This is a genomic window from Pseudomonas sessilinigenes, assembly GCF_003850565.1.
GTDB lineage: Bacteria > Pseudomonadota > Gammaproteobacteria > Pseudomonadales > Pseudomonadaceae > Aquipseudomonas > Aquipseudomonas sessilinigenes.
The window spans coordinates 2087157-2108451 of the sequence record NZ_CP027706.1 but is presented as its reverse complement, the minus strand read 5'-3'; the positions used below and the strand labels follow the sequence as shown (position 1 = coordinate 2108451).

Below are 21295 nucleotides of genomic sequence, written 5' to 3'. Positions count from 1 at the left end.
AAACCGGCGCATGATAACCGAGTTAGGAACCTTGGACTCAGGCTTGGAGTCCAGTGATTAGCGATAAGCCCCAAACAGAGCTAGGTTAATGCTCTGTTCGTACCCAAGGCCCGTAGCCGTGCGGGCTCAAAGGAGTCATTCAATGCCATCCCTCGATAGCCTGAAAACCCTTAAGACCCTAAAAGTCGAAGACAAGACTTACCACTACTTCAGCCTGCCGGACGCAGCCAAGAGCCTGGGCGATATCGACGCCCTGCCCATGTCGCTGAAAGTCCTGCTGGAAAATCTCTTGCGCTGGGAGGACAACCAAACCGTTACCAGTGCCGACCTCAAGGCCATTGCCGCCTGGCTCAAGGAGCGCCGCTCCGACCGCGAGATTCAATACCGCCCGGCCCGGGTGCTGATGCAGGACTTCACTGGGGTCCCCGCCGTGGTCGACCTGGCCGCCATGCGTGCAGCCATGGCCAAGGCCGGTGGCGACCCGCAACGGATCAACCCGCTGTCGCCGGTGGACCTGGTGATCGACCACTCGGTGATGGTGGACAAGTTCGCCAGCAGCAGCGCCTTCGAGCAGAACGTCGACATCGAGATGCAGCGCAACGGCGAGCGCTACGCTTTCCTGCGCTGGGGCCAAAGCGCCTTCGATAACTTCAGCGTAGTGCCACCGGGCACCGGCATTTGCCACCAGGTCAACCTGGAGTACCTGGGGCGTACCGTCTGGAGCAAGAATGAAGACGGACGCACCTATGCCTTCCCCGATACCCTGGTGGGTACCGATTCCCACACCACCATGATCAACGGGCTGGGCGTGCTGGGCTGGGGCGTGGGCGGGATCGAGGCCGAGGCGGCGATGCTTGGCCAGCCCGTCTCGATGCTGATCCCTGAAGTCATCGGCTTCAAGCTCACCGGCAAGCTCAAGGAAGGCATCACCGCCACCGACCTGGTGCTGACGGTCACGCAGATGCTGCGCAAGAAAGGCGTGGTGGGCAAATTCGTCGAATTCTATGGCGACGGCCTGGCCGACCTGCCCCTGGCGGATCGCGCCACGATCGCCAACATGGCGCCGGAATACGGAGCCACCTGCGGTTTCTTTCCGGTGGACGAGATCACCCTCGACTACCTGCGCCTGTCTGGTCGCCCAAGCGCGCTGGTGAAACTGGTGGAAACCTACAGCAAGGCCCAGGGCCTGTGGCGCCTGCCGGGCAAGGAGCCGGTGTTCACCGATAGCCTGGCCCTGGACATGGGCACCGTGGAAGCCAGCCTCGCCGGACCTAAGCGCCCCCAGGACCGGGTCGCCCTGCAGAATGTCGGCCAAGCCTTCAGCGACTTCCTCGACCTGCAGTTCAAGCCCACCAGCAAGGAAGAAGGTCGCCTGGAAAGCGAAGGCGGTGGCGGTGTCGCCGTTGGCAACGCCGACCTGGTCGGGGAAGCCGACTACCAGCATGACGGCCAGACCCATCGCCTGAAAAATGGCGCGGTAGTGATCGCAGCCATCACCTCCTGTACCAATACCTCCAACCCGAACGTCATGATGGCAGCCGGCCTGGTGGCCAAGAAGGCCGTCGAGAAAGGCCTGCAGCGCAAACCCTGGGTCAAGAGCTCCCTGGCGCCAGGCTCCAAGGTGGTGACTGACTACTACCAGGCCGCAGGCCTCACTTCGTACCTGAACCAATTGGGGTTCGATCTGGTGGGCTACGGCTGCACCACGTGCATTGGCAACTCCGGCCCATTGCAGGAGCCGATCGAGAAAGCCATCCAGAAATCCGACCTGACCGTGGCTTCAGTGCTGTCCGGCAACCGTAACTTCGAGGGTCGGGTGCATCCACTGGTGAAGACCAACTGGCTGGCCTCTCCGCCCCTGGTAGTGGCCTACGCCCTGGCTGGCACGGTGCGCATCGACCTCAGCCGCGAGCCCCTGGGCCAGGGCAAGGATGGCCAGCCGGTGTACCTGAAGGACATCTGGCCCAGCAGCCAGGAAATTGCCGAGGCCGTCGCCCAGGTCAACACGCGCATGTTCCACAAGGAATACGCGGAGGTGTTTGCCGGCGACGCCCAATGGCAGGCCATCGAAGTGCCGCAAGCCGCTACCTACGTCTGGCAGGACGACTCGACCTACATCCAGCATCCGCCGTTCTTCGACGATATCTCAGGCCCCTTGCCAGAGATCAAGGATATCGGCGGCGCGCGGGTCCTGGCGCTCCTGGGAGACTCAGTGACCACCGACCACATCTCCCCTGCCGGCAACATCAAGGCCGATAGCCCGGCCGGGCGCTACCTGCGGGACAAGGGCGTGGAACCCCGGGATTTCAACTCCTATGGTTCACGGCGCGGCAACCATGAAGTGATGATGCGCGGCACCTTTGCCAACATCCGCATCCGCAACGAAATGCTCGGCGGCGAGGAAGGATGCAATACGCTGTACATTCCCACCGGCGAGAAAATGGCGATCTACGACGCGGCCATGAAGTACCAGGCCACGGGCACGCCACTGGTGGTAATCGCGGGGCAGGAGTACGGCACCGGCTCGAGCCGCGACTGGGCGGCCAAAGGCACCAACCTGTTGGGGGTCAAGGCGGTCATCGCCGAGAGCTTCGAGCGCATCCACCGCTCCAACCTGGTGGGCATGGGCGTGTTGCCGCTGCAGTTCAAGACCGGCCAGGATCGCAAGAGCCTCAAGCTCAGCGGTCGCGAGACCCTGGATATCCTTAGCCTCAGCGGCACGCAACTGGCCCCGCGGATGAACCTGCAACTGGTGATCATCCGCGAGGATGGCAGCCGTGAGCAGATCGAGGTGCTGTGCCGCATCGACACCCTGAACGAAGTGGAATACTTCAAGTCCGGGGGGATCTTGCACTACGTCTTGCGCCAGTTGATCGCGGCCTGATCCGTGACAGCCACAGACACCGCCTTCGGGCGGTGTTTTTTATTGGGTTAACGCACACAAATCGACTGGCTATAATCCCCGCCCGCCAAACCTGACCGACCAGTCACAACAACGACTACAGATCAGGCGCCGGACAACGTCTCTGCAATACCCATTCTTTCGCAACAAGGATTCCCCATGACCGCTCTGCCATGGATGTACCTGGCACTCCTTTCCCTTGGCTATGCACTGGCCCTGAGCTACGGGCAACTGGGGCTGCTGGCCGCCCTCTCGCTCTTGCTGTTGTTGTGCGCCGGCTTCGCCGTGCGCCAGCAGCGCAGCACCATTGGCCAATACCTGGGCCACGGCCTGTTCGTGGTCGTCGCCCTGGCCCTGGCCATGCACTGGCTGCCCGGCTTCTACAATGGGCGCGCCATCGATCCGCAACGCCTCACTGATGACGCCGTGCCGTTTTCCCTGTACCTGAACCAGGACAAGCCACTGATCGGCTTCTGGCTGCTGTTGGTGTGCCCCTGGATCATTGGTCGGCGCTCTCTGCGCCTGTCGCTGTGTGCCAGCGTCCTGGCCCTGCTCTTGTGCGCCATCACTGCGCTGGGTGGCGCCTTGCTACTGGGCATCATCAGCTGGGCTCCCAAATGGCCGGACCAGGCCTGGCTGTGGGTACTGAACAACCTGCTGCTGGTGACCTTGGTGGAAGAGGCGCTATTCCGGGGCTATATCCAGGGAGGCCTGAGCCGACGCCTGAAACACCTGCCCTACGGCGAGAACCTGGCCCTGCTCGCCTCGGCCCTGCTATTCGGCCTGGCACACCTGGGAGCCGGCTGGCAATGGACGCTGCTGGCGAGCGTCGCCGGGATCGGGTACGGTCTGGCGTATCGGTTCGGGGGCCTGGGAGCCGCGCTGGCCACCCACTTCGGACTGAACCTGCTGCATTTCGGGCTTTTCACCTATCCAATGCTCGCCGGATAGGTCCGGACACTGCAAAACCGCAAGCAAATTGCCCAAACCAGTACTTCAGAAGTATTGACTGCCAAGGAAGAAGGTCAATGATTAGCCCCTCGCCAACGCCGGTGGATGCCGGCGCCGCATACGACGACACAACACACTCTGCCAATGAGACCGAATGCCAATTATTGAAAAATAGTTTCAATAATAAGCCGAAGCGGCCGATCACTTATCAAAGCCTTGCGGATTGAAAAAACATGCGTAATAACCAGCCTGTCACTCAGCGCGAACGTACCTTCCCGGCTCAACAACGGTTGATTTCCACGACCGATGCCAAGGGCGTCATCACCTACTGCAACGACGCCTTCGTCGAGATCAGTGGGTTCTCCCGCGAAGAACTGGTTCGCGCGCCGCACAACCTGGTACGCCACCCGGATGTGCCAGCGGCGGTATTCGCCCATATGTGGACCACCTTGAAACAAGGCCTGCCATGGATGGGTATCGTCAAGAACCGCTGCAAGACCGGCGATCACTACTGGGTCAACGCCTACGTGACCCCGGTGTTCGAAGGCAGCAAGGTCGTGGGCTACGAATCGGTACGGGTCAAGCCCACCGCCGAACAGGTGCGCCGCGCCGAATCCCTCTACAAGCGGATCAACCAGGGCAAATCGGCCATTCCCAAACGCGACAAGTGGCTGCCGATACTACAAGACTGGCTGCCGTTCATCCTGGTCAGCCAACTGAGCTTCATGATCGGTGCCTGGCTCAACTCCCACTGGGGCTTCGTCCTGGCCGCCGGTCTCTCGGTGCCACTGGGCCTGCTGGGCCTGACCTGGCAACAGCGCGGCCTCAAGCGCCTGCTGCGCCTGGCCGAACAGACCACCTCGGACCCCCTGATCGCGCAGATGTACACCGACAGCCGGGGTGCCCAGGCACGCCTGGAAATGTCGATCCTGAGCCAGGAAGCACGACTCAAGACCTGCCTGACCCGCCTGCAGGACACCGCCGAGCACCTCAACGAGCAGGCCCGGCAGTCCGATACCCTGGCCCACAACAGCTCCAGCGGCCTGGAGCGCCAGCGCCAGGAGACCGAACAGGTCGCCACCGCGGTCAACCAGATGGCGGCCACGACCCAGGAGGTCGCCAGCCATGTACAGCGCACCGCCGATGCGACCCAGGAAGCCAATCGCCTGACTGGCCGAGGCCGTAACATCGCCGGGGAAACCCGTGAAGCCATCCAGCGCCTGTCGGTGGTGGTGGGCGAAACCGGCCAGACCGTGACCCAGCTGGCCAAGGACAGCGACGAAATCGGTGGCGTCGTGGATGTGATCAAAGGCATCGCCGACCAGACCAACCTGCTGGCCCTCAACGCAGCCATCGAAGCGGCTCGTGCCGGGGAAATGGGTCGTGGTTTTGCCGTGGTGGCCGATGAAGTGCGCCAATTGGCGCAACGCACCAGCGAGTCCACCGGGCAGATCCACACCCTGATCGCCAAGCTGCAGCAAACCGCTGCCAGTGCGGTGCAGACCATGGACGCTGGCCATCGCCAGGCCGAAGAAGGCGTGGCCCGAGTGCTGGAAGCCGACCAGGCGCTGGTGGGCATCAGCGAAGCCGTGGCCAACATCACCGACATGACCACCCAGATCGCCGCCGCGACCGAGGAGCAAAGTTCGGTGGCCGAGGAGATCAGCCGCAACATCAGTACCATCGCCCAATTGGCCGACCAGACCTCGGAGCAAGCACAGCACTCGGCCGAACTCAGCGAGGCCCTGACCCATACCGCGCACACCCAGTACTCTCTGGTAGAACGCTTCAACCGCTAGGCCCAGGGCCAGGCAATAAAAAACCGGAAGCCGCTGCTTCCGGTTTTTTTTGCCCGACAATCCTTACCCCTGCCCCCGGAGGAATCCAGCGACCCGGCATGCCGTGGACTCAAGATGCTCTTCGTGGGTATGTCCGGATGCCTTCAGGGGCTTTAGGTCATGATCTGCCGCCGACAACCAGCACAGCTCGATGCTTGGCGCCAACGCGTAGCCCTCCACCGCCTGGCGATTGCCCAGGGCATCGCGCTCCCCCTGCACGATCAGCGTTGGCGTGGCCAGGCTCGCCAGATGCGCCACCCGTGGCTTCTCGGGCTTGCCAGCGGCATAGAAGGGATACCCCAGGCAGACCAGGGCATCGGCCTGTAGCTCATCGGCCAGCAAACTGGCCATGCGTCCCCCCATGGACTTGCCTCCGACCGCCAACCTTCCGGTGACATAAGGTCGCACCGCGGCATACACCTCACGCCAGCACTCCAAGAGTTTGGGGGCCGGGTTGGGAGGGCGCTTGCCACCATCGAGGCGTCGTTGCGCCATGTATGGAAATTCGAAACGCAAGACATTCACGCCATGCCTGGCAAGGCGTACGGCAATATCGCCCATGAACGCGCTGTCCATTGGTGCACCGGCGCCATGCGCCAGGATCAGCGTCGGCGCCTCCTGCGGCACGACGCCACAAGCGGTCTCCCACAGCCAGCCCCGGTCCTGCACGCACTGCCCCCATTGATCCCCGTCAATACTGGCCTTGTGCTCATTGCTCATGCTTGCCTCGCTTTTAGTCTGCCTATAACTCCAGACGAAGTGGACGCATACCGCCTCGCGCAGTCGCTTTCACTTCAGCTGAACCGTGGATGGGGAACCATGAACACTTCTATCAGTACCGCCTACAACTACAAGGTGGTCCGCCAATTCGCCATTATGACGGTGGTGTGGGGCATCGTCGGCATGGGGCTCGGGGTTTTTCTCGCAGCCCAGTTGGTGTGGCCCGAACTTAACTTCGATCTACCGTGGACCAGCTTCGGTCGCCTGCGGCCCTTGCACACCAACGCGGTGATTTTCGCTTTCGGTGGCTGTGCACTGTTCGCCAGCTCGTTCTATTCGGTACAACGTACCTGCCAGACCACCCTGTTCGCGCCGAAGATCGCCGCGTTCTGCTTCTGGGGCTGGCAACTGGTGATCCTGTTGGCGGCTATCAGCCTGCCACTGGGCTACACCAGCTCCAAGGAATACGCCGAACTGGAATGGCCGATCGATATCCTGATCACCATTGTCTGGGTCGCGTATGCCATCGTGTTCTTCGGCACCCTGGCCCAGCGTAAAACCAAGCATATCTATGTCGGCAACTGGTTCTTCGGTGGCTTCATCATCACTGTGGCCATCCTGCATATCGTCAACAACCTGGAGGTGCCAGTCAGCCTGACCAAGTCCTACTCGCTGTATGCCGGTGCGACCGACGCCATGGTGCAATGGTGGTACGGCCACAACGCCGTGGGCTTCTTCCTGACGGCAGGCTTCCTGGGGATGATGTACTACTTCGTGCCCAAGCAGGCCGAGCGCCCGGTGTACTCCTATCGCCTGTCCATCGTGCACTTCTGGGCACTGATCACCCTGTACATCTGGGCCGGTCCGCACCACCTGCACTACACCGCACTGCCGGACTGGGCCCAATCCCTGGGCATGGTCATGTCGCTGATCCTCCTGGCTCCGAGCTGGGGCGGCATGATCAACGGCATGATGACCCTCTCGGGGGCCTGGCATAAGCTGCGCAGCGACCCGATCCTGCGGTTCCTGGTGGTATCCCTGGCGTTCTACGGCATGTCGACCTTCGAAGGCCCGATGATGGCCATCAAGACCGTCAACGCACTCTCCCACTACACCGACTGGACCATCGGCCACGTACACGCCGGCGCCCTGGGCTGGGTAGCGATGATCTCCATCGGCGCCCTGTACCACCTGATCCCGAAAGTCTTCGGCCGCGAGCAGATGCACAGCATCGGCCTGATCAACACCCACTTCTGGCTGGCAACCATCGGCACCGTGCTCTACATCGCCTCGATGTGGGTCAACGGTATCGCCCAGGGCCTGATGTGGCGTGCGGTCAACGAAGACGGCACCCTCACCTACTCCTTCGTCGAAACCCTGGTGGCCAGCCACCCAGGCTTCATCGTACGACTGGTAGGTGGTGCGATCTTCCTCAGCGGCATGCTCCTGATGGCCTACAACACCTGGCGCACCGTGCGTGCCGCGGTGCCAGCCGAAGTCAACGCTGCAGCGCAGATGGCCTGAGGAGTCCGCCATGAAACACGAAACGATTGAGAAAAACGTCGGCCTGCTCATGCTGCTGATGATCTTCGCGGTGAGCATCGGCGGTCTGACCCAGATCGTCCCGCTGTTCTTCCAGGACGTCACCAACAAGCCGGTGGAAGGCATGAAGCCCTATACCGCGCTGCAACTCGAAGGCCGCGACATCTACATTCGCGAAGGCTGCGTACAGTGCCACTCGCAGATGGTCCGCCCCTTCCGCGCCGAGACCGAGCGCTACGGCCACTATTCGGTAGCCGGTGAGAGCGTCTGGGACCACCCATTCCTGTGGGGTTCCAAGCGTACCGGTCCGGACCTGGCCCGTGTCGGCGGCCGCTACTCCGATGACTGGCACCGTGCGCACCTGTACAACCCGCGCAACGTCGTGCCCGAGTCGAAGATGCCGGCCTACCCATGGCTGGTGACCGCTCCGGTGGACAGCAGCCATACCGAAACCAAGCTCAAGGTCATGCGCACCCTGGGCGTGCCTTACACCGACGAAGACATCGCCGGTGCCACCGCCTCGCTCAAGGGCAAGACTGAAATCGACGCCCTGGTGGCCTACCTGCAAGTGCTTGGCACTTCGATCAAGAGCAAGAGGTGAGCCATGGGTTTTGAACTCGATAGCGGCATGATCCGCGGGCTCGGGACCCTGGTGGTGATGATCGCCTTTGTCGGCCTGTCGATCTGGGTCTTCAACGCCAAACGCAACCCCGAGTTTGCCCAGGCACGCTTGCTGCCCTTCGCCGACGATCCGGCACCGGGCACGGCGCACGCCGGTCAACCATCAGATGACGCTCAACCTCAAGAGCCTGTAACAAGGAGCATTCGGCCATGACCACCTTCTGGAGTACGTGGATCTGCGTACTGACCATCGGCAGCCTGATCGGCCTGACCTGGCTGCTGGTCGGCACCCGCAAGGGTGAAACCAAGGGCAGCGTGGACCAGACCATGGGGCACGCGTTCGATGGCATCGAGGAGTATGACAACCCCCTGCCGCAATGGTGGTTCCTGCTGTTCGCCGGCACCCTGGTATTTTCCGTGGGCTACCTGATCCTCTACCCGGGCCTGGGCAACTGGAAAGGCGTCCTGCCGGGCTATGAGGACGGCTGGACCCAGAACAAGGAATGGGAAAAGGAAATGGCCAAGGCGGACGTGAAGTTTGGTCCGATCTTCGCCAAATTCGCTGCCATGCCCGTTGAAGAAGTGGCCAAGGACCCACAAGCGCTGAAAATGGGCGGACGCCTGTTTGCCTCCAACTGCTCGGTCTGCCACGGCTCCGACGCCAAGGGTGCCTTCGGCTTCCCCAACCTGGCTGACGACAACTGGCGCTGGGGCGGCGATGCCGACACCATCAAGGCCACCATCATGGGCGGCCGCATGGCCGCCATGCCGGCTTGGGGTGAAGTGCTCAAGGAAGACGGGGTGAAGAACGTCGCTGCCTATGTACGTCATGAACTGGCCGGCCTGCCGCTGCCAGCCGATAACGACGCCGACCTGGTAGCCGGCCAGCAAGCCTTCAGCACCACCTGTGTGGCTTGCCACGGTGCGAATGGCAAGGGCACCGCCATCATGGGCGCGCCTGACCTGACCCAACCAGCCGGCTTCATCTACGGCACCAGCCTGGCCCAGTTGCAACAGACCATCCGCCACGGTCGCCAGGGTCACATGCCTGCGCAGAGCGAACTGCTCGGCAATGACAAGGTGCAACTGCTGGCAGCCTACGTCTACAGCCTGTCCCACAACAGCAGCAACAAGCCTCAAGCTGCAAGCGACAAGTAAAAGATCAACGGCAAGCTGCGAGTCTTCACTTGCAGCTTGCCGCTTCAAACTTCCCCTCTGCTTCTTTGCGACCAAGTGTCGCACCCTCCTCCCCCGCCACGTTTGCACCGATCCGAATCAGGTCTAGGCTTATTCGCAAATAGGCTGGCACAGATCGCTCGCTGACCGATCCATTCGTGACATTCGAAAGCTTTTGTCCGATGACAGGCCGTAAGGGCTGGTTTATACCGGCTGTCGACTCGATGACCACCTGTCAGTTGATCAATGGGCTTCAACACACTCGGTTACAAGTAACTCGATAGCTCGAGTTTTTTACCCGCTGCGACATTTTGTCCGAGGGCATTTTTTGTCCCTACTCGGCATAGGGAAAGGCCGCAGAATCAGGCATGGAACGCATTGACGCAGGTCATGGCGCGTTGCAATGACCCCCTGCTTTCTCCATACTTGCGACCGATTTTTATCCCTAATAAAACACCCAAACCGTGGAACCTTAGAATGAGCACAGCAATCAGTCCGACTGCTTATAACTATAAGGTAGTCCGCCAGTTCGCCATCATGACGGTGGTCTGGGGGATCCTTGGCATGGGGCTCGGTGTCTTCATCGCCTCGCAACTGGTATGGCCGGAGTTGAACTTCGGTCTGCCGTGGACGACGTTTGGACGCCTGCGCCCGCTGCACACCAACCTGGTGATCTTCGCCTTCGGTGGATGTGCATTGTTTGCCACCTCTTACTATGTCGTGCAGCGAACCTGCCAGACGCGACTGATTTCCGACAGCCTTGCGGCCTTCACCTTCTGGGGATGGCAAGCGGTGATCGTCGGTGCCATCGTGACCCTGCCCCTGGGTTACACCACCACCAAGGAATACGCCGAACTGGAATGGCCCCTGGCTATCCTGCTGGCGATTGTGTGGGTCACCTACGGCCTGGTGTTCTTCGGCACCATCACCAAGCGCAAGACCAAGCACATCTACGTGGGCAACTGGTTCTACGGTGCCTTCATCGTGGTGACCGCGATGCTGCACATCGTCAACCACGCCTCCCTGCCGGTCAGCTTCTTCAAGTCCTACTCGGCCTACGCCGGTGCGACCGACGCGATGATCCAGTGGTGGTACGGCCACAACGCCGTGGGCTTCTTCCTGACCACCGGCTTCCTGGGGATGATGTACTACTTCGTACCCAAGCAGGCCGAGCGTCCGATCTACTCCTATCGCCTGTCCATCGTGCACTTCTGGGCGCTGATCACCCTGTACATCTGGGCCGGTCCGCACCACCTGCACTACACCGCGCTGCCGGACTGGGCCCAGTCCCTGGGCATGGCCATGTCGATCATCCTGCTGGCTCCGAGCTGGGGCGGCATGATCAACGGCATGATGACCCTCTCGGGCGCCTGGCATAAGCTGCGCACCGACCCGATCCTGCGGTTCCTGGTGGTATCCCTGGCGTTCTACGGCATGTCGACCTTCGAAGGCCCGATGATGGCCATCAAGACCGTCAACTCGCTGTCCCACTACACCGACTGGACCATCGGCCACGTACACGCCGGCGCCCTGGGCTGGGTAGCGATGATTTCGATCGGCGCCCTGTACCACCTGATCCCGAAAGTCTTCGGTCGTCAGCAGATGCACAGCATCGGCCTGATCAATACCCACTTCTGGCTGGCTACCATCGGTACCGTGCTCTACATCGCCTCGATGTGGGTCAACGGCATCACCCAGGGCCTGATGTGGCGTGCAATCAACGATGACGGCACCCTCACCTACTCCTTCGTCGAAGCGCTGCAAGCCAGCCACCCGGGCTTCATCGTTCGCGCCCTGGGCGGCGCGTTCTTCGCCGGCGGCATGCTGATCATGGCGTACAACGTGTTCCGCACCGTTCGCGCCTCTAACCCGGCTGAAGCTGAAGCCGCTGCTCAGATCGCTGTAGTTGGAGCTCACTGATGAAGCATGAAGTAGTCGAGAAGAACATTGGCCTACTGGCCTTCTTCATGGTCATCGCCGTCAGTATCGGCGGCCTGACCCAGATCGTCCCGCTGTTCTTCCAGGACGTCACCAACAAGCCGGTGGAAGGCATGAAGCCACGCACCGCGCTGGAACTGGAAGGTCGTGATGTGTACATCGCCAACGGCTGTGTCGGCTGCCACTCGCAGATGATCCGTCCGTTCCGTGCCGAAACCGAACGTTATGGCCACTATTCGGTCGCTGGTGAAAGCGTCTGGGATCACCCATTCCTGTGGGGTTCCAAGCGCACCGGCCCTGACCTGGCCCGCGTCGGCGGCCGCTACTCCGATGACTGGCAACGCGCGCACTTGTACAACCCGCGCAACGTTGTCCCCGAGTCGAAAATGCCGGCCTATCCGTTCCTCGTAGAAAACAAGCTCGACGGCAAAGACACCGCGAAAAAAATGGAAGTCCTGCGCACGCTCGGCGTTCCCTACACCGATGAAGACATCGCCGGTGCCAAGGATGCTGTGAAGGGCAAGACCGAAATGGACGCGCTGGTGGCCTATCTGCAAGGCCTGGGCACCATCATCAAAAGCAAACGGTGATCTAGATGGATATCGGGATGATTCGTGGCCTGGGCACCCTCGTCGTGATGGTGGCCTTCGTCGGCCTGGCACTGTGGGTATTCAGTCCCAAGCGCAAGTCCGAGTTTGAAGACGCGACCTTGCTGCCGTTCGCGGATGATCCCGACGCCATCAAGCACGTCGAGCAAGCTTCTAGGAGTAACAAAGAATGACTACGTTCTGGAGTCTGTACGTCACAGTCCTCAGTCTGGGTACCATCTTCGCCTTGACCTGGCTGCTGCTGTCGACCCGCAAGGGCCAGCGCGCCGAGCAGACCGACGAGACGGTCGGCCACTCCTTCGACGGGATCGAGGAGTACGACAACCCACTGCCCAAATGGTGGTTCATGCTGTTCGTCGGCACCATCGTCTTCGCCCTGGGTTACCTGGTGCTGTACCCGGGCCTGGGCAACTGGAAAGGCGTCCTGCCGGGCTACAACTATCTCGATAACGAGAAGCAGACAGCATTCGCCAACGGCCAGTCCGGCTGGACCGGCGTGCACGAGTGGGAAAAGGAAATGGCCCGCTCCGACGCCAAGTTCGGCCCGATCTTCGCCAAGTACGCTGCAATGCCGATCGAGGAAGTCGCCAAGGATCCGCAAGCCCTGAAAATGGGTGGCCGCCTGTTCGCGTCCAACTGCTCGGTCTGCCACGGCTCCGACGCCAAGGGCGCCTATGGCTTCCCTAACCTGACCGACGCCGACTGGCGCTGGGGCGGCGAGCCGGAAACCATCAAGGCCACCATCATGGGCGGTCGTCACGCCGTGATGCCGGCCTGGGTGGATGTGATCAAGGAACAAGGCGTCAGCGACGTTGCCGCCTATGTCCTGACCAACCTCGATGGTCGCAAGCTGCCGGAAGGCATCAAGGCCGACCCGGCCAATGGCCAGAAGCTGTTCGCCGCCAACTGCGCGGTCTGCCACGGTCCGGAAGGCAAGGGCACCCCAGCCATGGGCGCGCCTAACCTGACTCACCCCGCAGCGTTCATCTACGGCTCGAGCTTTGCGCAGCTGCAGCAGACCATTCGCCACGGTCGCCAGGGCGTGATGCCTGCCCAGGAACAACTGCAAGGCAATGACAAGGTTCACCTGCTGGCCGCTTATGTCTACAGCCTGTCCCACGGTGCCAAGCAAGCTGACGCCGAATAAGCGCCAAGCTTGAAGGCAACACCCGACGGCCCCGCCAATGCACATTGGCGGGGCCGTTTTTATTCAAGCGCTGCCCTTATCCGACATCGACCTGGACAATCGTCCGAACCAACAATTGCCCCGCGCCATTGGCTGCTCCGTGCAAGATTCGAAAGGCACCGGGAACAAAACAGTCCATACTCCACAAGTCAATTGATTCAGGTCACTACACCATCGATTGATTTCCCCCAACGCGACCAAAGGTCGCACCATTGCAACGGAGCTAGAGGCGTATCATTGCGCCACTGCAACACCCTTCTGACCCCGGTCGGCACGTACTGACCGAGGCGTTTTTCCACTGCCGTGGGATGCAATGATGAGCAATCAGATTCCTGTACACGATGTAACCCCTCCTGCCAAAAACGCCAGCAAAAGCGTCGACCTCTACGCCTCCAGGGAAAAAATCTACACCCGCGCCTTCACCGGCCTGTTCCGCAACTTGCGGATGGTGGGCGGAGCCGGCCTGTTCCTGCTGTATTTCGGCACCGTCTGGCTCAACTGGGGAGGCCACCAGGCCGTCTGGTGGAACCTGCCGGAACGCAAGTTCTTCATCTTCGGCGCCACCTTCTGGCCCCAGGATTTCATCCTGCTATCGGGCATGCTGATCATCGCGGCCTTCGGCCTGTTCTTCATCACCGTCTACGCCGGGCGTGTCTGGTGCGGCTATACCTGTCCGCAGAGCGTCTGGACCTGGATCTTCATGCGGTGCGAAAAGGTCACCGAAGGTGACCGCAACCAGCGCATCAAGCTGGACAAGGCGCCGATGAGCGCCAACAAGTTCCTGCGCAAGTTCAGCAAGCACAGCCTCTGGTTGCTGATCGGCTTCGTCACCGGCATGACCTTCGTCGGCTACTTCTCGCCGATCCGCGAACTGGTCATCGACTTCTTCACCGGCCAGGCCGATGGCTGGTCATATTTCTGGGTCGGCTTCTTCACCCTGGCCACCTACGGCAACGCCGGCTGGCTGCGTGAGCAGGTGTGCATCTACATGTGCCCCTACGCCCGCTTCCAGAGCGTGATGTTCGACAAGGACACCCTGATCGTGTCCTACGACCCACGCCGTGGCGAAGGCCGCGGCCCACGCAAGAAAGGCGCCGACTACAAGGCCCAGGGTCTGGGCGACTGCATCGACTGCACCATGTGCGTCCAGGTCTGCCCGACCGGTATCGATATCCGCGACGGCCTGCAGATCGAGTGCATCGGCTGCGCGGCCTGCATCGACGCCTGCGACAGCATCATGGACAAGATGGACTACCCTCGCGGGCTCATCAGCTACACCACCGAACACAACCTTTCGGGGCAGAAAACCCATAAACTGCGTCCGCGCCTGATCGGCTACGCCCTGGTGCTGCTGGCCATGATCAGCCTGCTGGTCACCGCGTTCTTCATGCGCTCCCTGGTGGGCTTCGACGTCAGCAAGGACCGAGTCCTTTACCGCGAGAACGCCGAAGGCCGGATCGAGAACGTCTACAGCCTGAAGATCATGAACAAGGACCAGCGCGACCATACCTATGTACTGGACGCCACCGGCCTGCCGGACCTGAAGCTGCAGAGCAAGCGCGAAATCCACGTGGTGGCTGGCGACATCGTCAGCATGCCAGCGGAGCTGTCGATCGCTCCGGACCAACTGCCATCGACCACCAACGAGGTGAAATTCATCCTCAAGGACATCGATGATGACAGCGTCCAGATCGAAGCCAAGAGCCGATTCATCGGCCCACAAATTCGTTAAGAGAAATGACCATGCCTACAGCCGTTGCCACAAACCCCTGGTACAAGCACCTCTGGCCCTGGATCATCATCGGCATCCTCGCCTGCTCGGTCACCCTGACCTTGTCCATGGTGACCATTGCCGTGAACAACCCGGACAACCTGGTCAACGACAACTACTACGAGGCCGGCAAAGGCATCAACCGCTCCCTGGATCGCGAACTGCTGGCCCAGACCCTGAAGATGCGCGCCAGCGTGCACCTTGACGAACTGACCGGCGAAGTCGAGCTGCGCCTGAGCGGCAACAGCCAGCCCAAGACTCTCGAGCTGAACCTGATCTCCCCGACCCAGCCGGAAAAAGACCGCAAGATCGTCCTGACCCGTAGCGAGACCGAGCATGGCCGCTACATCGGGCAGGTCAACGACCAGGTCGAAGGTCGGCGCTTCGTCGAGTTGCTGGGCGTCGAAGGCGACAAGACCTGGCGCATGTTCGAAGAAGAACAGGTCAGCCATGACAAGGACCTGCTGCTGGGCGACGAGCCCCTGCAAGGTGCTGAAGACCTGAACTGATCGACACCCGCCATACATCGCCGGCCTGACGCCTCCCTGCCCCCGGGCAGGAGTCGACTGGCCGGCGATGAGTTTTTCCCAGAGCCAAAAGACTGCCGATGACCACGCCACTGCCTTGCTACCACTGCGCCCTGCCGGTTCCTCCCGGCAGCCGGTTCACCGCCGTCGTGCTCGGCGAATCCAGGGAGTTCTGCTGCCCGGGTTGCCAGGCGGTCGCGGAGGCGATAGTCGCCGGCGGCCTGGAGCATTACTACAGCCATCGCAGCGAAGCCTCGGCCAACCCCGAGGCCTTGCCGGTACAACTGGTGGACGAACTGGCGCTGTACGATCGCGCCGATGTGCAACAACCCTTCGTCCGCCATGAGGGCGAACTGGCGCAGACCACCCTGCTCATGGAAGGCATCAGCTGCGCCGCCTGTGGCTGGTTGATCGAGAAGCACCTGCGCAGCCTGCCAGCGGTGGCCGAGGCCCGCCTGAACCTGTCCAATCACCGCCTGCATGTGAGCTGGGCCGACAGCGAGCTGCCACTGAGCCAACTGCTCGCCCAACTGCGGCATATCGGCTACGCCGCTCATCCCTATCAACCGGACAAGGCCTCTGAGCAATTGGCCGGGGAAAATCGCCTGGCCCTGCGCCAGCTGGGAGTAGCGGGCCTGCTCTGGTTCCAGGCAATGATGGCAACCATGGCCACCTGGCCGGAGTTCAACATCGACCTGAGCCCGGAGCTGCACACCATCCTGCGCTGGGTCGCGCTATTCCTCACCACGCCTATCGTCTTCTACAGCTGCGCGCCGTTCTTCAAGGGTGCGATGCGTGACCTGCGCACTCGCCACCTGACCATGGACGTCTCGGTCTCCCTGGCCATCGGCGGCGCCTACCTGGCGGGCATCTGGACTTCCATCAGCGGAGTGGGCGAGCTGTACTTCGACGCGGTGGGCATGTTCGCCCTGTTCCTCCTCGCTGGCCGCTACCTGGAACGCCGGGCCCGGGAACGAACCGCAGCGGCCACCGCGCAACTGGTCAATCTGCTACCGGCCTCCTGCTTGCGCCTGGACACGAACGGCCAGAGCGAACGCATCCTGCTCAGCGAACTGCGCCTGGGCGACCGGGTGCTGGTGCATCCTGGTGCGGTCCTGCCGGCAGACGGCAAGATCCTCGACGGCCAGTCGAGCGTCGACGAGTCGCTGCTCACTGGCGAGTACCTGCCACAACCACGTAGCCAGGGCGATACCGTCACCGCCGGCACCCTGAATGTCGAAGGCGCGTTGACCGTCGAAGTCCTGGCGCTGGGCCAGGACACCCGCTTGTCCGCCATCGTGCGCTTGCTGGACCGGGCCCAGGCCGAGAAGCCGCGCCTGGCGGAAATCGCCGATCGCGCGGCACAGTGGTTTCTCCTGCTGTCCTTGATCGCAGCCGCCGCCATTGGCCTGCTGTGGTGGCAACTGGATGCCCCAAGGGCATTCTGGATCGTCCTGGCGATGCTGGTGGCGACTTGCCCCTGCGCACTCTCCCTAGCGACCCCGACCGCCCTCACCGCCGCCACCGGCACCCTGCACAAGCTTGGCCTGCTATTGACCCGCGGCCATGTGCTCGAAGGCTTGAACCAGATCGATACAGTGATTTTCGACAAGACCGGCACCCTGACCGAGGGACGCCTGGCCTTACGCACCATCCGCCCGCTGGGAGAGCTGTCCAGCGACGCATGCCTGAGCCTGGCCGCGGCCCTGGAGAATCGTTCGGAGCACCCTATCGCCCGGGCTTTCGGCCGCGCACCAGTGGCCGCCGAAGAAGTCACCAGCAGCCCAGGCCTGGGCCTGGAGGGCCTGGTGGAAAACCAGCGCCTGCGCATCGGCCAACCAGCATTCGTCTGTGAGCTCAGTGGCTGCCCGGTTCCGCCGATGCCTGATGAGGCCGGTCAATGGCTACTACTGGGTAACGAACAGGGCGCCCTGGCCTGGCTGGTGCTCGATGATCGGCTGCGTAGCGACGCACCAGCGCTGGTAGCGGCCTGCAAGGCTCGCGGCTGGCACACCCTGCTGCTATCCGGAGACAGCTCGCCGATGGTCGCCAGCGTTGCCGCCCAACTGCAGATCGACGAGGCCCGTGGCGGCCTGCGCCCGGACGACAAACTGCAGGTCCTGCAACAGTTGCACCAGCAGGGACGCAAGGTGCTGATGCTCGGCGACGGGGTCAACGACGTGCCGGTACTGGCCGCCGCCGATATCAGCGTGGCCATGGGTTCGGCCACCGACCTGGCCAAGACCAGCGCCGACGCGGTACTGCTGTCCAACCGCCTCGACGCCCTGGTGCAAGCCTTCAGCCTGGCACGCCGGACGCGCCGGGTAATCATCGAGAACCTGCTGTGGGCCGGGCTGTACAATGGCCTGATGCTGCCATTCGCCGCCCTTGGCTGGATCACTCCGGTATGGGCGGCGGTCGGCATGTCCATCAGTTCCCTGACCGTGGTGCTCAACGCCCTGCGCCTGACCCGCATGCCGCGCCAGGCCGACAGCGCCGACGCCCCAACAACCCGCCCGCTGCCGGCCTAAGCCGCCGGGCCTGGAGTCCAGATGCCTGCTCTCTACGTGATGATCCCGGCCGCGTTGCTGATCGTGGCCATCGCCATCTACATCTTCTTCTGGGCCGTCGATAGCGGTCAGTACGATGATCTGGACGGTCCAGCCCACAGCATCCTGTTCGATGACCAAGACCCCAGCCATACCGCCGCGGTCGACCAGGCCAAGAACCAGGTCGCGCAAGACGCCGACAGCCTCAAGAAGCCGGAGCCACCTCATGCTTGAACTGGCTCCACTCCTGGTCTCGGCGCTGATTCTAGGGCTCCTGGGCGCAGGGCACTGCCTGGGCATGTGCGGCGGCCTGATGGGCGCCCTGACCCTGGCCATTCCCAAGGAGCAACGCAGCCGCCGCTTTCGCCTGCTATTGGCCTACAACCTGGGACGCATTGGCAGCTATGCCCTGGCCGGCCTGCTGCTGGGGCTGGCAGGCTGGGCGGTAGCCAATAGCCCGCTGGCACTGTTCATGCGCACACTCGCCGGGCTGCTGCTGATCGCCATGGGCCTGTACCTGGCTGGCTGGTGGAGCGGCCTGACCCGCATCGAGGGCCTGGGCAAGGGGCTGTGGCGACACATACAGCCAGTGGCCAACCGCCTGCTACCGGTCTCCAGCCTACCCCGTGCCCTGCTGTTGGGCGCACTCTGGGGCTGGCTACCCTGCGGCCTGGTGTACAGCACCTTGCTATGGTCGGCGAGCCAGGGCAATGCCCTGGACAGCGCCCTGCTGATGCTGGCCTTCGGCCTCGGCACCTGGCCGGTCCTGCTGGCTACCGGCCTGGCGGCGGAGCGGGTCACGGCCCTGTTGCGCCGCCGTAGCGTGCGCCTGGCCGGCGGCCTGCTGGTCATCCTCTTTGGTATCTGGACCCTGCCAGGTCCACACCAGCACTGGTTGATGGGCCACTGAAGCCTTCGCGAAGCGCTACCCCAGCCGCCTGGGAACACCCTTGATACAAATCAAGATGGCTTCAGCCCCTACCCCCTAGACTCGCGAGCATTGCCAGCCTATCCGGGGGAATTCCCGCATGCTCGACGCCATTCGTTGGGACACAGATCTGATCCGCCGCTACGACCTGGCGGGCCCACGCTACACCTCGTACCCGACCGCTGTGCAATTCAACAGCCAGGTCGGCGCCTTCGACCTGCTGCACGCCCTGCGCGACAGCCGCAAGGCCCAGCGCCCGCTGTCGCTGTACGTGCACATCCCGTTCTGCGCCAACATCTGCTACTACTGCGCCTGCAACAAGGTCATTACCAAGGACCGCAGCCGTGCCCTGCCCTACCTTCAACGGCTGGAACAGGAGATGCAGTTGATCGCCTGCCACCTGGCCCCCAACCAGCGGGTCGAACAGCTGCACTTCGGCGGTGGCACCCCGACCTTTCTCAATCATGATGAACTGCGCCAGCTGATGGCCTTGCTGCGCAAGCACTTCAACCTGCTTGATGACGACTCCGGCGACTACGGCATCGAGATCGACCCCCGTGAGGCCGATTGGTCGACCATGGGCCTGCTGCGCGAGTTGGGCTTCAACCGAGTCAGCGTCGGCCTGCAAGACCTGGATCCGGCCGTGCAGCGAGCGGTCAACCGCCTGCAGAGCCTGGAGGAAACCCGGGCAGTGATCGAGGCGGCTCGCACCCTGCAATTCCGCTCCATCAACATCGACCTGATCTATGGCTTGCCCAAGCAGACCCCGGAAAACTTCGCCCGCACCGTGGATGAAGTGATCAGCCTGCAACCCGATCGGCTCTCGGTGTTCAACTATGCCCATCTGCCGGAGCGCTTCATGCCGCAACGCCGGATCAGCAGCACCGAACTGCCGGCACCCGCGGAGAAATTGCAGATGCTGCAACGCAGTATCGAGCAGTTGACCGCTGCCGGTTATCGCTACATCGGCATGGACCATTTCGCCTTGCCCGATGACGAGCTGGCGATTGCTCAGGAAGAGTCGACCCTGCAACGCAACTTCCAGGGCTACACCACTCACGGCCATTGCGACTTGATTGGACTTGGCGTATCGGCCATCAGCCAGATCGGCGATCTGTACTGCCAGAACAGCAGTGACCTGACGCACTATCAAAACGCTTTGGCAGGCGCCCAACTAGCCACTAGTCGCGGCTTGGTCTGTAATGCCGACGATCGTCTGCGCCGTGAAATTATTCAACAACTGATATGCAACTTTAGTCTTAAGTTCGAAGATATCGAACATGCTTTCAATATCGACTTTCGTGGTTACTTCCATGAACTTTGGCCAGAACTTCAGGGAATGGCCGACGACGGCCTGATCGAACTCGATGCTGAAGCGATCAAGGTTCTGCCAGCAGGACGCTTGCTGGTGCGTTCCGTATGCATGGTTTTCGATGCCTACCTAGGCCAGCAGAATCGCCAGCGTTTTTCCCGGGTGATCTAGGACTTCATGAGCAGCGCGGACGCCTTCATCACCTGCTCGGGAGTCAGGCCCTCCTGCCTCATGGCCTTGACCAGGGAAGCGTTGGCGCTCAGCAGGCCGCCGTTGAGCATCGCCAGGTCCGATTGCAGGCTGCCGATCCGGACCTTGGCTTCCTCGGGGCTCAGGCGCTTGTCGGCCATGACCGCCTGAAGCTCGGCAAGCTTCTCTGAAATCTGTTGTTGCAATTTCCTGATCATCTTGAGGATCTGTTTAACACTTTGCGGCAGGCCACTTTCATCGATATCACTGTCGCGCCCAGCAACACTGGAGGATTTCTTCAATCCCGCACCAGACAGCGACACTTTGACGCCCTCCCTGCCTGCAGGTCCGACAACTAACGGAGAATCACTTAGTTCATCGCCATCATTGGTTTTCGAGGACTCTGAAAAAAGCTGCAAGTTATTGTTGCCATTAGTAATACCGCCAACGGACGACATAACCCAAAATCTCCAAGTTGCTTTTGTTAACAGGCTATCGACCTATTAAAGGATTGCTTTACGACTGATCGTGAACACG

General features: G+C 61.8%; 19 protein-coding genes. 17 read left to right on the top strand and 2 right to left on the bottom strand.

Translation table 11 applies throughout. From position 1 onward, the window contains the following. The first annotated feature begins 142 nt into the window (after positions 1-142). From acnA to C4K39_RS09965, 3 genes are all read left to right on the top strand, one after another. Positions 143-2884 (top strand): aconitate hydratase AcnA, encoded by a 2742-nt coding sequence (acnA, locus tag C4K39_RS09975; RefSeq protein WP_124346256.1) that lies wholly within the window; start codon positions 143-145, stop codon positions 2882-2884. A gap of 177 nt (positions 2885-3061) precedes the next feature. Further along, the gene (locus tag C4K39_RS09970; protein WP_068587885.1) at positions 3062-3853 is read left to right on the top strand and encodes a CPBP family intramembrane glutamic endopeptidase; all 792 of its coding nucleotides are present in this window, start codon (positions 3062-3064) and stop codon (positions 3851-3853) included. 233 nt (positions 3854-4086) lie between these two features. Next, positions 4087-5652, top strand: coding sequence for a methyl-accepting chemotaxis protein (locus C4K39_RS09965; RefSeq protein ID WP_068587887.1), 1566 nt, complete (start codon positions 4087-4089; stop codon positions 5650-5652). Between the two features lie 63 nt (positions 5653-5715). On the opposite strand, the gene C4K39_RS09960 is transcribed toward C4K39_RS09965, so the two are convergent. Further along, positions 5716-6411, bottom strand: a complete 696-nt coding sequence (locus tag C4K39_RS09960; protein WP_068587889.1) for an alpha/beta family hydrolase — start codon at positions 6409-6411, stop codon at positions 5716-5718. A 99-nt stretch (positions 6412-6510) separates the two neighbouring features. Here C4K39_RS09960 and ccoN (C4K39_RS09955) point away from each other — a divergent pair, with 99 nt between their 5' ends. From ccoN (C4K39_RS09955) to hemN, 14 genes are all read left to right on the top strand, one after another. Beyond that, a complete protein-coding gene (gene ccoN / locus C4K39_RS09955) occupies positions 6511-7935 on the top strand; it encodes a cytochrome-c oxidase, cbb3-type subunit I (RefSeq protein ID WP_068595880.1) in 1425 nt (474 codons plus the stop codon). Positions 7936-7945: 10 nt separating this feature from the next. Further along, the gene (gene ccoO / locus C4K39_RS09950) at positions 7946-8554 is read left to right on the top strand and encodes a cytochrome-c oxidase, cbb3-type subunit II (RefSeq protein ID WP_068587740.1); all 609 of its coding nucleotides are present in this window, start codon (positions 7946-7948) and stop codon (positions 8552-8554) included. 3 nt (positions 8555-8557) lie between these two features. After that, positions 8558-8788, top strand: a complete 231-nt coding sequence (locus C4K39_RS09945; RefSeq protein WP_068587738.1) for a cbb3-type cytochrome oxidase subunit 3 — start codon at positions 8558-8560, stop codon at positions 8786-8788. Further along, complete coding sequence (gene ccoP / locus C4K39_RS09940) at positions 8785-9732, top strand: cytochrome-c oxidase, cbb3-type subunit III (RefSeq protein WP_124346255.1); 948 nt, start codon at positions 8785-8787, stop codon at positions 9730-9732. Before C4K39_RS09945 ends, ccoP (C4K39_RS09940) begins: the two co-directional genes overlap by 4 nt. A 495-nt stretch (positions 9733-10227) precedes the next feature. Beyond that, positions 10228-11670, top strand: coding sequence for a cytochrome-c oxidase, cbb3-type subunit I (gene ccoN / locus C4K39_RS09935; protein ID WP_124346254.1), 1443 nt, complete (start codon positions 10228-10230; stop codon positions 11668-11670). Continuing rightward, positions 11670-12278 carry a cytochrome-c oxidase, cbb3-type subunit II gene (ccoO, locus tag C4K39_RS09930; RefSeq protein WP_011060240.1) on the top strand — a complete coding sequence of 203 codons (609 nt, stop codon included), beginning with the start codon at positions 11670-11672 and terminating at the stop codon, positions 12276-12278. The genes ccoN (C4K39_RS09935) and ccoO (C4K39_RS09930) overlap by 1 nt, the downstream gene beginning before the upstream one ends. A gap of 5 nt (positions 12279-12283) precedes the next feature. Continuing rightward, positions 12284-12469 carry a CcoQ/FixQ family Cbb3-type cytochrome c oxidase assembly chaperone gene (locus tag C4K39_RS09925; RefSeq protein ID WP_025128824.1) on the top strand — a complete coding sequence of 62 codons (186 nt, stop codon included), beginning with the start codon at positions 12284-12286 and terminating at the stop codon, positions 12467-12469. After that, positions 12466-13443 carry a cytochrome-c oxidase, cbb3-type subunit III gene (gene ccoP, locus C4K39_RS09920; RefSeq protein WP_068588102.1) on the top strand — a complete coding sequence of 326 codons (978 nt, stop codon included), beginning with the start codon at positions 12466-12468 and terminating at the stop codon, positions 13441-13443. The genes C4K39_RS09925 and ccoP (C4K39_RS09920) overlap by 4 nt, the downstream gene beginning before the upstream one ends. A gap of 355 nt (positions 13444-13798) precedes the next feature. Next, the gene (gene ccoG / locus C4K39_RS09915; RefSeq protein WP_124346253.1) at positions 13799-15214 is read left to right on the top strand and encodes a cytochrome c oxidase accessory protein CcoG; all 1416 of its coding nucleotides are present in this window, start codon (positions 13799-13801) and stop codon (positions 15212-15214) included. 11 nt (positions 15215-15225) lie between these two features. Next, positions 15226-15762 (top strand): FixH family protein, encoded by a 537-nt coding sequence (locus tag C4K39_RS09910; RefSeq protein WP_068588105.1) that lies wholly within the window; start codon positions 15226-15228, stop codon positions 15760-15762. A gap of 98 nt (positions 15763-15860) precedes the next feature. Continuing rightward, positions 15861-18311 (top strand): heavy metal translocating P-type ATPase, encoded by a 2451-nt coding sequence (locus C4K39_RS09905; protein WP_124346252.1) that lies wholly within the window; start codon positions 15861-15863, stop codon positions 18309-18311. A gap of 21 nt (positions 18312-18332) precedes the next feature. Continuing rightward, on the top strand, positions 18333-18563 hold the full coding sequence (gene ccoS, locus C4K39_RS09900; protein WP_068588092.1) for a cbb3-type cytochrome oxidase assembly protein CcoS: 231 nt from the start codon (positions 18333-18335) through the stop codon (positions 18561-18563). Continuing rightward, the gene (locus C4K39_RS09895; RefSeq protein ID WP_068588089.1) at positions 18556-19239 is read left to right on the top strand and encodes a sulfite exporter TauE/SafE family protein; all 684 of its coding nucleotides are present in this window, start codon (positions 18556-18558) and stop codon (positions 19237-19239) included. The genes ccoS and C4K39_RS09895 overlap by 8 nt, the downstream gene beginning before the upstream one ends. Positions 19240-19357: 118 nt before the next feature. After that, positions 19358-20740 (top strand): oxygen-independent coproporphyrinogen III oxidase, encoded by a 1383-nt coding sequence (gene hemN, locus C4K39_RS09890; protein ID WP_124346251.1) that lies wholly within the window; start codon positions 19358-19360, stop codon positions 20738-20740. Here the strand turns inward: hemN and C4K39_RS09885 are convergent. Then, positions 20737-21216, bottom strand: a complete 480-nt coding sequence (locus C4K39_RS09885; RefSeq protein WP_124346250.1) for a hypothetical protein — start codon at positions 21214-21216, stop codon at positions 20737-20739. The genes hemN and C4K39_RS09885 overlap by 4 nt on opposite strands. Positions 21217-21295: the final 79 nt, after the last annotated feature.

Coding starts and splice junctions, on each gene's coding strand:
- acnA (WP_124346256.1), top strand. CDS start 143: ATGCCATCCCTCGATAGCCTGAAAACCCTTAAGACCCTAAAAGTCGAA.
- C4K39_RS09970 (WP_068587885.1), top strand. CDS start 3,062: ATGACCGCTCTGCCATGGATGTACCTGGCACTCCTTTCCCTTGGCTAT.
- C4K39_RS09965 (WP_068587887.1), top strand. CDS start 4,087: ATGCGTAATAACCAGCCTGTCACTCAGCGCGAACGTACCTTCCCGGCT.
- C4K39_RS09960 (WP_068587889.1), bottom strand. CDS start 6,411: ATGAGCAATGAGCACAAGGCCAGTATTGACGGGGATCAATGGGGGCAG.
- ccoN (WP_068595880.1), top strand. CDS start 6,511: ATGAACACTTCTATCAGTACCGCCTACAACTACAAGGTGGTCCGCCAA.
- ccoO (WP_068587740.1), top strand. CDS start 7,946: ATGAAACACGAAACGATTGAGAAAAACGTCGGCCTGCTCATGCTGCTG.
- C4K39_RS09945 (WP_068587738.1), top strand. CDS start 8,558: ATGGGTTTTGAACTCGATAGCGGCATGATCCGCGGGCTCGGGACCCTG.
- ccoP (WP_124346255.1), top strand. CDS start 8,785: ATGACCACCTTCTGGAGTACGTGGATCTGCGTACTGACCATCGGCAGC.
- ccoN (WP_124346254.1), top strand. CDS start 10,228: ATGAGCACAGCAATCAGTCCGACTGCTTATAACTATAAGGTAGTCCGC.
- ccoO (WP_011060240.1), top strand. CDS start 11,670: ATGAAGCATGAAGTAGTCGAGAAGAACATTGGCCTACTGGCCTTCTTC.
- C4K39_RS09925 (WP_025128824.1), top strand. CDS start 12,284: ATGGATATCGGGATGATTCGTGGCCTGGGCACCCTCGTCGTGATGGTG.
- ccoP (WP_068588102.1), top strand. CDS start 12,466: ATGACTACGTTCTGGAGTCTGTACGTCACAGTCCTCAGTCTGGGTACC.
- ccoG (WP_124346253.1), top strand. CDS start 13,799: ATGAGCAATCAGATTCCTGTACACGATGTAACCCCTCCTGCCAAAAAC.
- C4K39_RS09910 (WP_068588105.1), top strand. CDS start 15,226: ATGCCTACAGCCGTTGCCACAAACCCCTGGTACAAGCACCTCTGGCCC.
- C4K39_RS09905 (WP_124346252.1), top strand. CDS start 15,861: ATGACCACGCCACTGCCTTGCTACCACTGCGCCCTGCCGGTTCCTCCC.
- ccoS (WP_068588092.1), top strand. CDS start 18,333: ATGCCTGCTCTCTACGTGATGATCCCGGCCGCGTTGCTGATCGTGGCC.
- C4K39_RS09895 (WP_068588089.1), top strand. CDS start 18,556: ATGCTTGAACTGGCTCCACTCCTGGTCTCGGCGCTGATTCTAGGGCTC.
- hemN (WP_124346251.1), top strand. CDS start 19,358: ATGCTCGACGCCATTCGTTGGGACACAGATCTGATCCGCCGCTACGAC.
- C4K39_RS09885 (WP_124346250.1), bottom strand. CDS start 21,216: ATGTCGTCCGTTGGCGGTATTACTAATGGCAACAATAACTTGCAGCTT.